This window comes from Kitasatospora sp. NPDC088742 (assembly GCF_055584905.1).
In genome coordinates this window covers 1-14,303 of the sequence record NZ_JBVJLD010000060.1, presented here as the reverse complement: position 1 = coordinate 14,303, position 14,303 = coordinate 1, and the positions used below count along the sequence as shown (strand labels likewise).

The 14,303-nt window shown below is 73.4% G+C and carries 8 protein-coding genes; 1 reads left to right on the top strand and 7 read right to left on the bottom strand.

Annotated features, from left to right (window positions below):
• Window positions 1-36: 36 nt before the first annotated feature.
• Window positions 37-1,920 (bottom strand): serine/threonine-protein kinase, encoded by a 1,884-nt coding sequence (locus ACZ6ZR_RS33580; RefSeq protein WP_465648936.1) that lies wholly within the window; start codon window positions 1,918-1,920, stop codon window positions 37-39.
• Between the two features lie 255 nt (window positions 1,921-2,175).
• Between ACZ6ZR_RS33580 and ACZ6ZR_RS33575 the strand changes: the two genes are divergently transcribed.
• Window positions 2,176-4,938, top strand: a complete 2,763-nt coding sequence (locus ACZ6ZR_RS33575; RefSeq protein WP_465648934.1) for an FtsK/SpoIIIE domain-containing protein — start codon at window positions 2,176-2,178, stop codon at window positions 4,936-4,938.
• Window positions 4,939-4,945: 7 nt separating this feature from the next.
• On the opposite strand, the gene ACZ6ZR_RS33570 is transcribed toward ACZ6ZR_RS33575, so the two are convergent.
• From ACZ6ZR_RS33570 to ACZ6ZR_RS33545, 6 genes are all read right to left on the bottom strand, one after another.
• Complete coding sequence (locus ACZ6ZR_RS33570) at window positions 4,946-5,914, bottom strand: CU044_5270 family protein (RefSeq protein WP_465648933.1); 969 nt, start codon at window positions 5,912-5,914, stop codon at window positions 4,946-4,948.
• The gene (locus ACZ6ZR_RS33565) at window positions 5,914-6,528 is read right to left on the bottom strand and encodes an RNA polymerase sigma factor (RefSeq protein WP_465648931.1); all 615 of its coding nucleotides are present in this window, start codon (window positions 6,526-6,528) and stop codon (window positions 5,914-5,916) included. The genes ACZ6ZR_RS33570 and ACZ6ZR_RS33565 overlap by 1 nt, the downstream gene beginning before the upstream one ends.
• Before the next feature lie 100 nt (window positions 6,529-6,628).
• Window positions 6,629-11,569 carry an NAD-glutamate dehydrogenase gene (locus tag ACZ6ZR_RS33560; protein ID WP_465648929.1) on the bottom strand — a complete coding sequence of 1,647 codons (4,941 nt, stop codon included), beginning with the start codon at window positions 11,567-11,569 and terminating at the stop codon, window positions 6,629-6,631.
• Window positions 11,570-11,849: 280 nt separating this feature from the next.
• Window positions 11,850-12,503 (bottom strand): HAD family hydrolase, encoded by a 654-nt coding sequence (locus ACZ6ZR_RS33555; RefSeq protein ID WP_465648927.1) that lies wholly within the window; start codon window positions 12,501-12,503, stop codon window positions 11,850-11,852.
• Window positions 12,504-12,624: 121 nt separating this feature from the next.
• Window positions 12,625-13,557, bottom strand: a complete 933-nt coding sequence (locus ACZ6ZR_RS33550; protein WP_465648925.1) for an RICIN domain-containing protein — start codon at window positions 13,555-13,557, stop codon at window positions 12,625-12,627.
• Between the two features lie 196 nt (window positions 13,558-13,753).
• Window positions 13,754-14,200, bottom strand: a complete 447-nt coding sequence (locus ACZ6ZR_RS33545; protein ID WP_465648923.1) for an SsgA family sporulation/cell division regulator — start codon at window positions 14,198-14,200, stop codon at window positions 13,754-13,756.
• Window positions 14,201-14,303 lie beyond the last annotated feature (103 nt).

The following is a 14,303-nucleotide window of genomic DNA, read 5'->3' as shown; positions in this document are numbered from 1 at the left end:
CTGAATTGTCGACAAGTCGCCTACGTGACCTGGGGTCTAACTGCTCGTCAGGCTGGTGACCCAGTCGCTGACGTCGGTGAACCAGCCCTTGGTGTTCTCCCACCAGATCGGCAGGTCGGTGAAGTTCCACAGCGCCCCGGCGGCCACGGCCAGCACCACGATGATCATCAGACAGCCCTTCAGGCAGCCCAGGCCCGGGATGTACATCCGGTTCCGGCTGCGCCGCCGCGGCTCGCGCTCCCGCGGGGGCTCCGGCTCGCGCTGCTGCGGGGCCGGGGGCTCCTGGCGGCGCTGCGGGGCCGGCTCGGGGCGCCGGACCGGGGCCGGGGCGGGCGGGGGCGCCTGCCGGTAGGCGGGCGGCTGGGGCTGCTGCTGCGGGTAGCCGTAGCCGGGCTGCGGCTGCTGGCCGTACCCCGGCTGGCCCTGGTACGGCGGCGGGGCCACCGGCTGGCGCTGGTTGTAGCCGTCGGCCGGCTGCGGGCGGGCGCCGGGCCGGGGGCCGCCCTGCGGCGGACCGGGCTGCTGGTGCGGCTGCTGGTACGGCTGCTCGGGGCGGTAGGGCGAGTACGGCTGCGGCGGCTGGTAGCCCTGCGGCTGCTGCGGCCGGGGCTGGTACGGCTGCGGGGCCACCTGCGGGGCGGGCCAGTCGTCCTGGGTGCCGTAGTCGCCGGGGGCGAAGACCTCGGTCTGCTGGTTGCGGTCCCGGGCGGCCCGGAGCTGGGTCTGCCACGGGTGCGGCTGCTCGGCGGCGGGCGCGGCCGGGGCGCCGGGGGGCACCGGCGGCATCGCCGGGGCCTGCGGCATCACGGCCGTCCGGTCGGCCGCGCCCAGCGGCGGGACGGCGCCCTGAGGGTTCATCAACTGGGTGGCGGCGGCCGCGTCGTACTGCCCCGAGGGCAGCACCTGGGTCTGCTCGCCGAAGGTCTGGTCACCGAAGGAGGAGTCGGCGAACTGGGCCTGCACCGGCACGCCGGGCTCGGTCGGGGAGCCGGTGGCGGGGGTGGGCCGCGGGTCTGGGCGGAGCAGCTCGGCGACCGCGAAGGCGGCCTCGGCCTGGTCCGGGGAGGCGTGCACGCCGATCCCGGCGGCCACCACCCGCAGCGCCTGGGCCAGCGCGACGGCGCTGGGCCGCTCGGCCGGCTCCTTGCGCAGGCAGCGCTCGATCACCGTCCAGAGCGGCTCGGGCATGGTGCGCGGGCGCTCCGGGTCCTGGGCCAGGTGGGCCTGGAGGATCGCCACCGGGCTGTCGCCCTGGAACGGGGCGCGGCCGGTGGTGAGCTCGTACAGCATGATCCCGGCGCCGTAGACGTCCACCGCCGAGGTCTGCGGACGGCCGTCGGCGGACTCGGGGGCGACGTAGGCCGGGGTGCCGACGAACTCGTGGCTGCGGGTGATGCCCGGGGAGTCGGCGAGCCGGGCGATGCCGAAGTCGGTGAGCATCGGGTGCATCTGCTCGGCGCCGTCCACCGTGACCGAGGCGAGCAGCACGTTGGCGGGCTTGAGGTCGCGGTGCACCACGCCGTCGGCGTGGCTGGCGGCCAGCGCGTCGGTGATCTGGGCCATCAGCAGCGCACCGGCGATCGGGCTGAACGGGCCGTTGCCGCGCAGGTAGTGGAACAGGTCGGGGCCCTGCACCAGGTCCATCACCAGGGCCAGCAGCTCGCCCTCCACCACCAGGTCGCGGACCCGGACGATGTTGGGGTGGGTCAGCCGGAGCAGGACGGAGCGCTCGCGCAGGAAGCGCATCACCACGTCCGGGTCGGCGGCCAGTTCCTCGCGCAGTATCTTGATCGCCACCGCGGCGCCCGGCTCGATGCCCGGCACCACCACGCCCTCGCGCACCCGGGCGCGCCAGACGGTGCCGGTCGCCCCGCGTCCGAGGGCCTCCTCAAGCAGGTACTTGCTGCCGACTGGCCGCACGCTGTCTCCTCGGTACTGCCGTTCGGTACTGCCGTGGTTTTCGGCAACTCTAACGGCGCTCGTCCAGGTTTCCGAGGTACCCCGACCGTACGCGCACCGGTGCGGGTTGACCTGACGGGGCGTCGGCTCCACCATGGCGATCATCGCAAGATCGTCCGATTGTGGTGCCGGGCGCGCCGTGTCCCCCCGTAGTGGCAGGATGACAGGCACCACTCTTGTGGCCCAACGGCATCACTGAAGGGGAGTGCGGGGGCGATGCAGATCCGGCTCACTGTCCTCCGACCGCGCAGCGGACCGGCAGCCGCCGGAACGGCCACCGACGTCCTGGTCACGGCCCCGGTCGGTACGGCGCTCGGCGCGGTCGCGGGGGCGCTCGCGGGCGCGGTGGGCGTGCGCGGCCCGCGCTCCGCCACCCATGTGCACCTGTACGCCGGGAGCCGGCGGATCGACGAACAGACCCCGCTCGGCCACCCCCCGCTGCTCGACGGCGCGGTGCTCTCGCTCAACGAGCCCGATCCGGACGCCGACCAGGACGACGCCCCGGCCCCGGCCGAGCTGCGCGTCACCGGCGGCCCCGACGCGGGCGGCGTGCACCGCCTGCACGGCGAGCGGGTCACCGTCGGCCGCTCCAGCGCCGCCGACGTCCCGCTGGACGACCCGGACGTCTCCCGGCTGCACCTCTCCCTCCAGCTCTCCCCCGACGGCACCGTGACCGTCCGGGACCTGGCCTCCACCAACGGCACCGTGCTGGACGGCCGCTTCCTGCGCGACGAGGCGGTCGAGTTGGCCGAGGACGGCCTGGTCCGGATCGGCGAGTCCACCCTGCTGGTCACCCGCCCCGAGACCAGGGACGGCGACCGCACCACCCCCGACGGCCTCGGCCGGCTCCAGCTGGCCGCCGCTCCCCCGGCCCCGCCCGTACCGGCCGCGGCGCCGCCCGAGCCGCCCGCCACCGAGCTCCCGGCCACCGGCGGCCGGGCCCGCTCGCTGTTCTCCCGCCGCCGCCAGGCCGAGCCCGCCGGGCCCAGCGCCGCCCAGCAGCACGCCGCCGTCCGCAGCCGCCAGGCCGCCGCCCAGCGCGAGCGCTGGCCCGACCCGGCCGCCCTGCTGCTGACCGCGCTCGGCTCCGGCCCCCGGCTCTGGGAGCGCGGCCCGCACCACCCCGACGCGCTCACCCTTCGGCTCGGCACCGCCGACCGGCCGGGCGGCCCCGGCACCGCCCCCGGCACCGTGCTGCCCGCCGTCCCCGTCACCGTGGACCTGCAGACCGCCGGCAGCCTGGGCCTGGCCGGGCCGCGCCCCCGGCTGGCCGGCCTGGCCCGCGCGGTGCTCGCCCAGCTCGCGGTGCTGCACCCGCCGAGCTCGCTCAGCCTGGTGGTGGCCGGGGCCGAGGAGGCCGCCGCGGACTGGTCCTGGGCGTTCTGGCTGCCGCACCTGGAGCCGACGCACGGTCAGGACTGCCGCCTACTGGTCGGGTTCGGCCCCGAGCAGACCGAGGCCCGGCTCACCGAGCTGGCCGCCGGAGCGCGGACCGCGACCCGGGCCGGCGCCCGCGCCGGGGCAGCTGACGGCCCGTCGGGCACCACCGTGCTGCTGCTCGACGGCGCCCCCGCCACCGAGCCCGCCCGCGCGGCGCTCGCCGTCCTGCTGGAGCAGGGCCCGGCCCTCGGCGTCTTCCCGGTCTGCCTGGCCGAGACCGCGCAGGCGCTGCCCGCCGGGCTCGGCGCCACCGCCGTGGTCACCGGCGAGGTCGCCACCCAGCTCACCCTGGACCGCCCGCTCGGCGGCGGCGGCCGCGAGCTGGTCCGCGAGCTCGCGCTGGACGCCGTCTCCCCCGCCTGGGCCGAGCGGCTGGCCCGGGTGCTGGCCCCGCTGCGCGAGGCCTCCCCGGTCTCCCGCGGCCCGCTGCCCGAGCAGCTGCGGCTGCTGGACCTGCTCCAGCCCGACACCGTCACCCCCTCCAAGCTGGCCGCCCGCTGGGCCGCCCTGCCCGGCGGCCCCGGCACCGCCACCGCCCTGCTCGGCACCGGCCGGGACGAGACCCTGCTGATCGACCTCGCCGACCCGGACGAGCCCAACGGCCCGCATCTGCTGATCGGCGGCACCCGCGGCACCGGCAAGACCGAGCTGCTGCGCACCCTGGTCGCCTCGCTGGCCGTCTCCGAGCAGCCGGGGCGGCTGCGGATCACCGTGATCGACGGCCGCGGCGGCGGCACCCCCGAGGCCCCCGCCGGGCTGGCCGGCTGCACCGACCTGCCGCAGGTCACCGAGCACGTGGACGCCGGGGCCGACCCGCGCCGGGCGCTGCTCGCCGCCGAGACCCTGCTGGACGAACTCGCCCACCGGGAGGCGCTGTTCGACGGCCTCTCGTTCACCGCCTGGCACAACGCCCGGGCCGCCGTGCAGCCCGCCCCCGCCCTGGTGACGGCCGGCGGCGGCACCGCCCCCGCTCCGGCCCCCCGGGTCGGGCAGCAGCGCAAGCCGGCCGACGTGCTCAGCGCCCCGGCCCGGCTGGTCGTGGTGGTGGACGACCTGGACGCGCTGCTCTCCCCCACCTCCCCCGCCGGACGCCCGCTCAGCCGGGCGCTCTCCGCCGTCGCCGAGCGCGGCGGCCGGCTCGGCGTCCACCTGGTGGCCGCCACCGGGGCGCCCGAGCTGGCGGTGGGCACCGCGCTGGACGAGAACGCCCAGCTGCGGATCGCCCTGCGCACCGCCGACCCGGTCGACTCCGACCTGCTGATCCACCTCACCGACGCCACCGCCCTCCCCGAGGGCACCCCGGGCCGGGGCTACCTGCGCCGCCCCGACGGCGGGGTGACGGCCTTCCAGGCCGCCCGGGTCAGCGGCCGGATCCCCCGCACCGCCACCCTGCGCCCCACCGTCGTCGCGATCGACCCGGCCCAGCTCGGCACCCCGCCGACCCGCCGCCCGGTCCGCGAACTGGGCAACGGCCCGACCGACCTCGCCCTGCTGGCCAGCGCCCTCCAGCGGGCCGCCACCCTCCGGGCGGGCGGCTGACGGAGGGTCAGGGGCGGTCGCCCGCCTTGTCCACCACCGCGCGGACGAGCACGGCGGTCTCGGCGATCACGTCCCCGGGCCTGCCCCGGCTGCCTTCCTTGACGACCACCTGGCGCTCGCCGAGGAACTCGCCGGCGCCCCGGTCGAAGATCCACTCCAACCGGACGTCCTGGGTGGTCAGCGCGACCGCCACGCCGTGCCGCCCCTGGGCGTCGGCCACGTCGTCGATCAGCTGGACGCCCTCGATCAGGCCCGCCGCCCGGTAGAGCGCGGCGGTCACCTCCGGCGGCGCGATCTGCTCGCTCAGCAGGTCCCCGATCATCCCGAAGGCGCTCTGCGGAGTGTGGGCCTTGCCGCCCTTGTCGTCGATCATCTTCTGCAGCAGCACCTTGGGGTCGGTGGGCAGCGTGGCCAGGTAGCGGTACGTCGGTGACTGGATGTTAGGTGTCAGGTTGTCGTCCAACGGCATCGTCCCGTCGGGGTTCACGCCGGGGTCGACCCCGGGGCGGAACCGGCCGGGCTCGTTCAGCAGACCGGCTTTCTTCCCGTCCACCGACGTCCAGACCTCGCGCTCGTGCAGGGTCCCGGGGATCATCTTGTCCCGCCCGTAGTCCGGGAACCGGTTCAGCGACTTCACGTAGACGAACTGGTGGTCCTTCGCCTCCTTGGCCGGCTTGGACGCCGCGACCTGGGCGATCCTCTCCAACAGCTGCACCGGCGCCGACTGCGCAGTGGCCGAGGGCGTCTCCAGCGGCCCGACCGCCGCCGGTGGCGGCGCCGGCGCCTCGCCGCCCCCGCCGCTGCCCAGCACCATCACCAGCGCCAGCCCGCCCGCCAGCGCGGGCAGCGCCACCCATCCGTACCGCCGCGCCGGGCTCCGGCGCACCACGCTCTCCCGGCTGATCTCGCTCATCAGATGTCCCCTCAACAGCTGGTGGCGGTCGGCGGGGAGCACCGGCTCGTGCTCACGGTTCATCAGTTCTTCCCCTCGGACCGGACCGCTTCGACGCGGTCACTCCCTACCTGTCCGGTGCCCCGCTGAGGTTCCGTCAGTTCTTCCGCCGCCAGCTCGCGCAGCCGGGCCCGGGCCCGGGACAGCCGGGAGCGGACGGTGCCGACCGGCACTCCGAGCGCCTCCGCCGCCGAGGCGTAGTCCAGCCCGGCCAGCACGCAGAGCTGGAAGACCTCACGGTCGCGCCGGCGCAGCCGCTCCAGCGCGCGCTTCGCGGCGGCCAGCCGGGCGCTGTCGTCCAGTCGGCCGACCAGCTCGTCGGCGAATTCGGGCACCACCTCCCGCTCCGGCAGCCGGGCCATCGCGGCCCGGTGCCGGCGGCCGGCCCGGGTGGTGTTGCGCAGCACGTTGGTGGCGATGCCGAACAGCCAGGGCCGCACCGACTCGCCGTCCTCGTGCAGCTTCCCGCGCAGCCGCCAGGCCTCCAGGAAGGTCAGCGAGACCGCGTCCTCGGCGGCGGCCCAGTCCCCCAGCGTCCGTACGGCATACCCGTACACCCCCTGTGCGTGCTCGTCGAAGAGCTGCCCGAAGGCGCTCTGGTCCCCGGCGCGCAGCCGGGCCCGCAGTGACAGTTCCACTCCCCCACCTGTCCGCTCGCGCGCGGGAGTTCCGGACCGAACGCCGCGAGGGCGGTACCGGCCGGAGCCGGTACCGCCCTCGCGGTGAACTGTCGGACCGTCAGACGCCCGTGCGGAGCAGGGTGCGGATCACCCGCATGGCGACCGAGAGGCTGGACAGCTCGTAGTTGTCCGAACCCCTTATGTCGTCGAGGGTGGTCTTGGCCCGGCTCAGCAGGGTCGAGTTGAGCTCGGCCCAGGCCGCGTAGCGCTCCTCGGGCGTGGAGCCCTCGCTGCCGCAGGACAGGATGTCCGCGGTGAGCGCGGAGTGCGCGGCGAACAGGTCCTCGCGGATCGCGGCGCGGGCCATCGAGGACCACCGGTCGTCGCGCGGCAGCTCGATGATCCGGTCCAGCAGGTGGGTGATCTGCAGGCGGTCGGCCAGGTCGTAGTAGAGCTCGGCCACCTCGGTCACCTCGCTGCCGCTGCGGTCCGCGACGCCGACGATGTCCAGGGTCGGGAAGGCGGACGACAGGCCCGCGATCCGCAGCGCCAGCTCCTCCGGCACGCCGGACTCGGCCAGCTCCCGGTGGACTCCCTCGAACCAGGTGAGGTCCTCGCCGCGCAGCGGCTTGGGCAGGCTGTCCCAGACCTGGTCGACCCGGGACTGGAAGAACTCGATGGTGCCCGCGATGTCGAGCGGCTGGCGCCGGTTGTTGAGCATCCAGCGGGTGGCCCGCTCGACCAGCCGGCGGGTGTGCAGGCGCATCTTGGTCTGCACCCGGGCGGTCACCGCGTTGTCCAGGCCCTCGACCTCGGACCAGATCCGCTCCAGGCCGAAGACCGCGCGCGCCGCCGCGTGGGTGCGGGCGATCTCCTCCATGGTGGCGCCGGTCTCCTCGCGGAGCCGGAAGGCGAAGGTGCAACCGCCGCGGTTGATCGTGTCGTTGACGATCAGGGTGGTGATGATCTCCCGGCGCAGCGGGTGCTGGTCGATCGCCTCGGCGAACCGGGCCCGCAGCGCGCTCGGGAAGTACTCGTGCAGCGCGGCGCGGAAGTACGGGTCGTCGGGGAGCTCGGTGGCCAGCAGCTCGTCGGCCAGGGTGATCTTGGTGTAGGCGAGCAGCACCGAGAGCTCGGGCTGGGAGAGCCCGCGCCCGGCGGCGGCCCGCTCCTTGATCTGACGGTCCGTCGGCAGGAACTCGATGGCCCGGTCCAGCTGGCCGTTGCCCTCGAGACGGTTGATCATGCGGGCGTGCACGTCGACCATCGACAGGGCCTGGGCCACCGCGTTGGCCAGCACCACGTTCTGCGCGTAGTTGTTGCGCAGCACCAGGTGGCCGACCTCGTCGGTCATCTCGGCGAGCAGCTTGTTGCGCTGCTTGACCGTCATGTCGCCGTCGGCGACGACCTGGTTGAGCAGGATCTTGATGTTCACCTCGTGGTCCGAGGTGTCCACGCCGGCCGAGTTGTCGATGGCGTCGGTGTTGATCCAGGCGCCGGTGCCCTCGGGGCCGCCGGTCGAGGCGTACTCGATGCGGCCGAGCTGGGTGCAGCCGAGGTTGCCGCCCTCGCCGATCACCCGGGCGCGGACCTGGCCGCCGTTGACCCGGATCGCGTCGTTGGACTTGTCGCCCACCTCGGCGTTGGTCTCGGCGGAGGACTTCACGTAGGTGCCGATGCCGCCGTTCCAGAACAGGTCCACCGGGGCCTGCAGGATCGCCTTCATCAGCTCGGCCGGGGTGAGCTTGGACGCCTCGATGCCGAGCCGCTCGCGGACCTGGGCGGAGAGCTGGATCGACTTGGCGGAGCGCGGGAAGACGCCGCCGCCGGCCGAGATCAGGCTCTTGTCGTAGTCGTCCCAGGAGCTGCGCGGCACGTCGAAGAGGCGGCGGCGCTCGGCGAAGGAGGACGCCGCATCCGGGTTCGGGTCCAGGAAGATGTGGCGGTGGTCGAAGGCCGCCACCAGGCGGATGTGCTCGCTGAGCAGCATGCCGTTGCCGAACACGTCACCGGACATGTCGCCGATGCCGACCACGGTGAAGTCCTCGGTCTGGGTGTCGACGCCCAGCTCGCGGAAGTTGCGCTTGACGGACTCCCAGGCGCCGCGCGCCGTGATGCCCATGCCCTTGTGGTCGTACCCGGCGGAGCCGCCGGAGGCGAAGGCGTCGCCCAGCCAGAAGCCGTAGCTCTCGGCCACGCCGTTGGCGATGTCCGAGAAGGTCGCGGTGCCCTTGTCGGCGGCGACCACCAGGTAGGTGTCGTCCTCGTCGTGGCGGACCACCTCGGCCGGGTGGACGACGTCACCGGCCACCAGGTTGTCGGTGATGTCCAGCAGCGCCGAGATGAAGGTCTTGTACGAGGCGATGCCCTCGGCCAGCCAGGCGTCGCGGTCCACCGACGGGTCCGGCAGCTGCTTGGCGACGAAGCCGCCCTTGGCGCCGACCGGCACGATGACGGTGTTCTTGACCATCTGGGCCTTGACCAGGCCGAGGATCTCGGTGCGGAAGTCCTCGCGCCGGTCGGACCAGCGCAGACCACCGCGGGCGACCTTGCCGAAGCGCAGGTGCACGCCCTCTACCCGGGGCGAGTAGACCCAGATCTCGAAGGCCGGGCGCGGGGCCGGCAGGTCCGGGATGGCCTTGGGGTCGAACTTCATCGACACGTAGGAGTGCCGCTCGCCGTCCGCGGCGTGCTGGAAGAAGTTGGTCCGCAGGGTGGCCCGGATGAGGTGCAGGAAGGAGCGCAGGATGCGGTCCTCGTCCAGCGAGACGACCTCGTCCAGGGCGCCCGAGAGCTCCTCCAGGATGCCCTCGGTCAGCTCGTCGGCGCCCAGCTGGTGGCCGGGGCTGAGCCGGGCCTCGAAGAGGTTCACCAGCAGCCGGGTGGTGTGGATGTTGTTGCGGAGCGCGTCCTCCATGTAGTCCTGGGAGAAGGTGCTCCCGGCCTGGCGGAGGTACTTGGCGTAGGCGCGCAGCACCACGGCCTGACGCCAGGTCAGACCGGCGGTGAGGACCAGCTCGTTGAAGCCGTCGTTCTCCGCCTTGCCGGTCCAGGTCGCCGAGAAGGCGTCCTGGAAGCGCTCGCGCGCCTCGTCGGTGAGGGCGGAGGCCTCGCGCAGCCGCAGGCCGAAGTCGTAGACCCAGGCCTTGGAGCCGTCCTCGCGGGTGAGCGCGTACGGGCGCTCGTCGAGCACCTCGACGCCCAGGCGCTGGAGCACCGGCAGGACCTCGGTCAGCGAGATCGGGCCGCCGACCCGGTAGATCTTGAAACGGCGCTCGTCGTCGCCCGCGCCGACCGGCTGGTAGAGGTTGAGCCGGAAGTCGCCCTCGCCGCTCAGCGCCTCGATCTGCTTGAGGTCGGCGACGGCGGTGCGCGGCGGGAAGTCGGCGCGGTAGCCGTCGGGGAAGGCGTTGGCGTAGCGGCGGCCGAGCTCGGCGGCGCGCTCCTCGCCCAGCTCGGTGTGGAGCTGGTCGTGGAAGCCGTCCATCCAGAACCGGGCGGCCTCGGCCAGCTTGGCCTCGATCCGCTCCACCTCGGCGTCGGTCAGCGAGGGCAGCTCGCTGCCCTTGGCGACCCGGACCACGAAGTGAAGACGCGTCAGGACCGACTCGGTGGACCAGACGGTGTACTCGATGTTCTCGCCGTTCAGCTCCTGCAGCAGCAGGTCCATCAGGCGCAGCCGGATCCGGGTGGTGTAGCGGTCGCGCGGCAGGTAGATCAGGGCGGAGAAGTAGCGCCCGTACTCGTCCTGACGGAGGAACAGCCGCAGCCGGCGGCGCTCCTGGAGGTAGAGCACGCTGGTGGCGATGGAGAGCAGCTGCTCGCCCGGGGTCTGGAAGATCTCGTCCCGGGGGAAGGTCTCCAGGATCTGCAGCATGTCGCGGCCGTCGTGGCTCTCGCCGGAGAAGCCGGAGCCGGCCAGCACCTCCTGCACCTTGCGGCGGACCACCGGGATCCGGGTGACCGACTCGGTGTACGCGGCGGAGGAGAACAGGCCGAGGAAGCGGCGCTCGCCGATCACGTTGCCCTGGGCGTCGAACTTCTTCACGCCGACGTAGTCCAGGTACGCGGGGCGGTGCACGGTGGACTTGCTGTTGGCCTTGGTGAGGACCAGCAGCTTCTTCTCGTGCGCCTTGGCCCGGACCGGGGCGGACATCCGGCCGAAGGCCTCGGAGACCGGGTGGTGGTCGGTGTCGTGGCTGAGCGGGTCCGAGCGCAGGATGCCCAGGCCGGTGCCGGGGACGGCCCGCAGCACCTCCTCGCCCTCGTGCTCGGCCAGGTCGTACTCGCGGTAGCCGAGGAAGGTGAACTTGTCGTCGGCCAGCCAGCGCATCAGCTCCCAGGCCTCGCCGACCTCCTGCTCGGCCAGGTGGGCCGGGGGCTCCTCGGCCAGCTCGTCGGCCAGGCGCAGCGCGGAGTCGCGCATCTTGCCCCAGTCCTCGACGACCTCGCGGACGTCACCGAGCACCCGGCGCAGGTTGGCCTCGATCGCGTGGAGGTCCTCGCGGTCGGTCTCCCGGTCGATCTCGATGTGCATCCAGGACTCGACCGTGGCGTCGGCGGGCCACTCGGTGCCGGCCGCCTGGCTGCGCGAGCAGGCGTCCAGGTCGAGGATCTCCAGCAGCTTGCCGGTCAGGTCACGGCGCACCACCAGCTGGGGGTGGATCACCACGTGGATGCCGCGGTCCTGGCGGGTCAGCTCGTTGGTGACCGAGTCGACCAGGAAGGGCATGTCGTCGGTGACGACCTCGACCACGGTGTGGCCGCAGGACCAGCCGTTCTCCTCCACCGTCGGGGTGTACACCCGGACCTCGGCGGTGCCCTGGGGGCGCTTCAGGCCGAGGCGGTAGTGCGAGGCCGCCGCGCCGTAGACGTCCACCGGGTCGCGGTCGACGAGGTCCTCGGGGGCGGTGTGGAGGTAGTAGTACCGCAGGTACGAAGCGAGAGCACCGTTGCTCAGGCCCTCCCCCGGTGCCGCTCCCCCCACCTGGCTGTTCTCAGCGGCTGCCGCTGCCTTGGTGAGCAGCTCGGCCTTGGCTGCGTCCAGCTTGGTCTGCATGGCTGTATGGCTCCTGTCGCGCGCCGTTGCGTGACTCGGTGATGGGTCCGGTTCACCGCCGGGTCTACCCGCAATCCTCCACCAGCTTCGGAGGAAAGTGGCCCATGGCACGCATGAAGCGACCTTCGTCCGGGTAATGGTGACGGATTCGGCACCCGACGACGTCACTCACCCTAACCAAAGCCCAGCAAGGTGTCAGGGGACATGGAGGCACAAAGCCGGAGGAAGATCACACCGTCCTGGACACCGTGTCCAAACCGGCCAGTCACATGACGCGCCGTCAGACCTGCTCGGCCAGGACCAGCTCGACCGCCTCCGCCAGCGAGTCCACCACCGGCGCTCCCAGCCCGGCCAGCTTCTCCCGGGTGTGCGAACCCCCGGTGTACAGCACCGCACGCGCGCCCGCCCGGTGGGCGGCCACCGCGTCGTCCGCCGCGTCCCCGATCACCACCGTGCGCGCCGGGTCCTGGCCGAGCCGCTCCAGGTGCAGCCGCAGGTACTCGCTCTTGCCCGTCCCGTACGACTCGCCGACCCGGCCGTCGACCCGGACGAAGTGCTCCTCGATCCCGCGGGCCCGCACCTGCGGCACCAGCCGGTGGTGCTCGTGCATCGACAGCAGCGACTGGCTGCGCCCCGCGGCCCGCCAGCCGGCGAGCAGCCCGGCCGCACCCTCGGTGAGCCCGCAGGCCTCGCTGAGCTCCTGGTAGCGGTCCTGGAAGGCGGCGTCCAGCACCGCCCACTCGTCCCGGCTGGGCTCGCGGCCGAGCAGCCGCTCGTAGAACTTCGGGATCGGGAAGGTGTACAGCTCCCGGTACTGCTCCAGCGTGATCGGCGCCATGCCGAGCGTGGCGAAGGCCGCGTTGCTGGAGGCCACCACCGCCGCCATGTCGTGCAGCAGGGTGCCGTTCCAGTCCCAGACGATGTGCGTGCTCACCCCGGAACGGTACCCGCCGTGCGCGGCAGTACGAAAAAACGCCCGCTGCCCGGCACGGCGGTCACCTGCGGCTACTTGAGCGGCGTGCCGCCCGCGTTGCGGTAGGCGATGGTCTTGTCGATCAGGTTCCCGCCGTCTCGGCGGCGGCCTTCTGGTCGTTCCAGAAGGTGTCCCGGCCGCCGTTCTCCGGCTTCGCGTACCAACCCGCGTCACGGTCCACCACGTCGGCGACCAGGAAGTCCGCGTTCTTCGCGCCGAGCGCCGTGTAGTCCTTGACGCACTTCTGCATGTCGGACTGCCGGTCCCAGCAGGTGAGGTGGAGGCCGGCACCGGTGTTCGGCGCGTACTTGTGGGCCATTGCGATCAGGCAGGCGGACAGGCCGGCCGCGCTGTTCTCCTGCGAGCCGCAGTCCGTCGGGTTGGCGGAGGTGACCTGCGCGGGGACCTTGTGCGGGTCACCGAGCGAGCGGACGTAGCCCCAGAAGTACTTCTGCCGACGCGGCTTGCCCTGGTAGGCCGCCTTGGCCGCGTGGTCGTCGCCCCAGGTCACGTAGAAGCCGGGCGCCGTGGTCTCCCCGCTCCGGCAGCCCCACCAGCTCGACCACTCGGCCTTGCAGCGCGCCGCCGTGCAGTGGTCCGAGGAGGCCGCAGGCTGGCTGTGCACGTAGTTGTACCGGACGTCGAAGGGCGCGGCGGTGAACGAGGCCTCGGCCATCGAGCCGCCGATCAGCATCGTGCTGCTGCCCATGAACTTCTTCGCCGAACTGCCGCCACCCGCACCGGTGGTGGCGGTCGGGGTGGCCGGCGGCGCGGTGGGCGAGGCCGGGGAGAAGCGGTTCTGCAGCCGGTAGTTCCCGTCGCCCGAGCCGAGGAACCGCCACTGCTGGTTGACCCCGTCGTTGCGGCCCCACTGCACCACCGCCGCACCGTCCTCGGAGCCGTAGTGGAGGCCGTCCAGCACCTCGCCACTGTTGCGGTTGACCAGCACGTACCGGCTGCCGGTGTCCACGGTCCCCGCCGAGGCGGTGTTGACCACGGCCACGGAGCCGCCCACGACTGCCGGCGCGACGGCCGCCCAGGCTCCGGCGCTGGTACAGCCGACGGCGGCGACGGGTCTGTGCGGATGGGCGACGGAACATGGAGACGCTCGCTCTCAGCCGGTGCCCCTGGCCGGACCGCTCGGCCGGACACCCCCCGGTTGCCACCGCCTCCGGAGAGGTTGCCGGGCCCGCGAGAAATCTTTCGGGCCGTCAGGCGCCGGGGGTGGAGCCGTCGGTCAGCAGCTCGCGCAGCACCCGGTCGACCTGCTCGTGCACGTGCTCGGTGCCGGGCGGCACCAGCTCCTCGGTGCGGCGGACCCAGTCCGCGACGGTGCCCGCGTCGGCCTGGAGCAGCACGTCGCCCTCCAGCGAGCGGAGCATCACGGTGAGCAGGCCGCGGCCGCCCACGGTGCTCGGCCAGATCCGCACGTCCCCGCTGCCGGTGGCCCGGTAGACGCCCTCGGCCAGCAGCTCCCGGGCGAAGTACCAGCTGACCGGCGAGGCCGAGTGCACGTGGAAGGTGACGTGCACCGCGTACGGGTCGTCAGCCCGGTAGCCCAGCCGGGCCCGGACCGGGATGCTGTCCTGGGGCGACACCAGCAGGTCCATGGTCAGGTCGCGCTCCAGCACGGTGCTCTCCATCTCGCGGCTCTCCATCTCGCGCTCTCCTCCGCTCGTCCCGGTCCGGCACCCTGAGAACGACGCCGGTGACGGGTCGGTATCCGCGGATTCGAAACCCTGTAGGGGCGGACAGCGGGGG

Excerpts from the sequence above, each read along its gene's own strand:
- ACZ6ZR_RS33575 (WP_465648934.1), top strand. The coding sequence starts at position 2,176 with ATGCAGATCCGGCTCACTGTCCTCCGACCGCGCAGCGGACCGGCAGCC.
- ACZ6ZR_RS33560 (WP_465648929.1), bottom strand. The coding sequence starts at position 11,569 with ATGCAGACCAAGCTGGACGCAGCCAAGGCCGAGCTGCTCACCAAGGCA.
- ACZ6ZR_RS33545 (WP_465648923.1), bottom strand. The coding sequence starts at position 14,200 with ATGGAGAGCCGCGAGATGGAGAGCACCGTGCTGGAGCGCGACCTGACC.
- ACZ6ZR_RS33570 (WP_465648933.1), bottom strand. The coding sequence starts at position 5,914 with ATGAACCGTGAGCACGAGCCGGTGCTCCCCGCCGACCGCCACCAGCTG.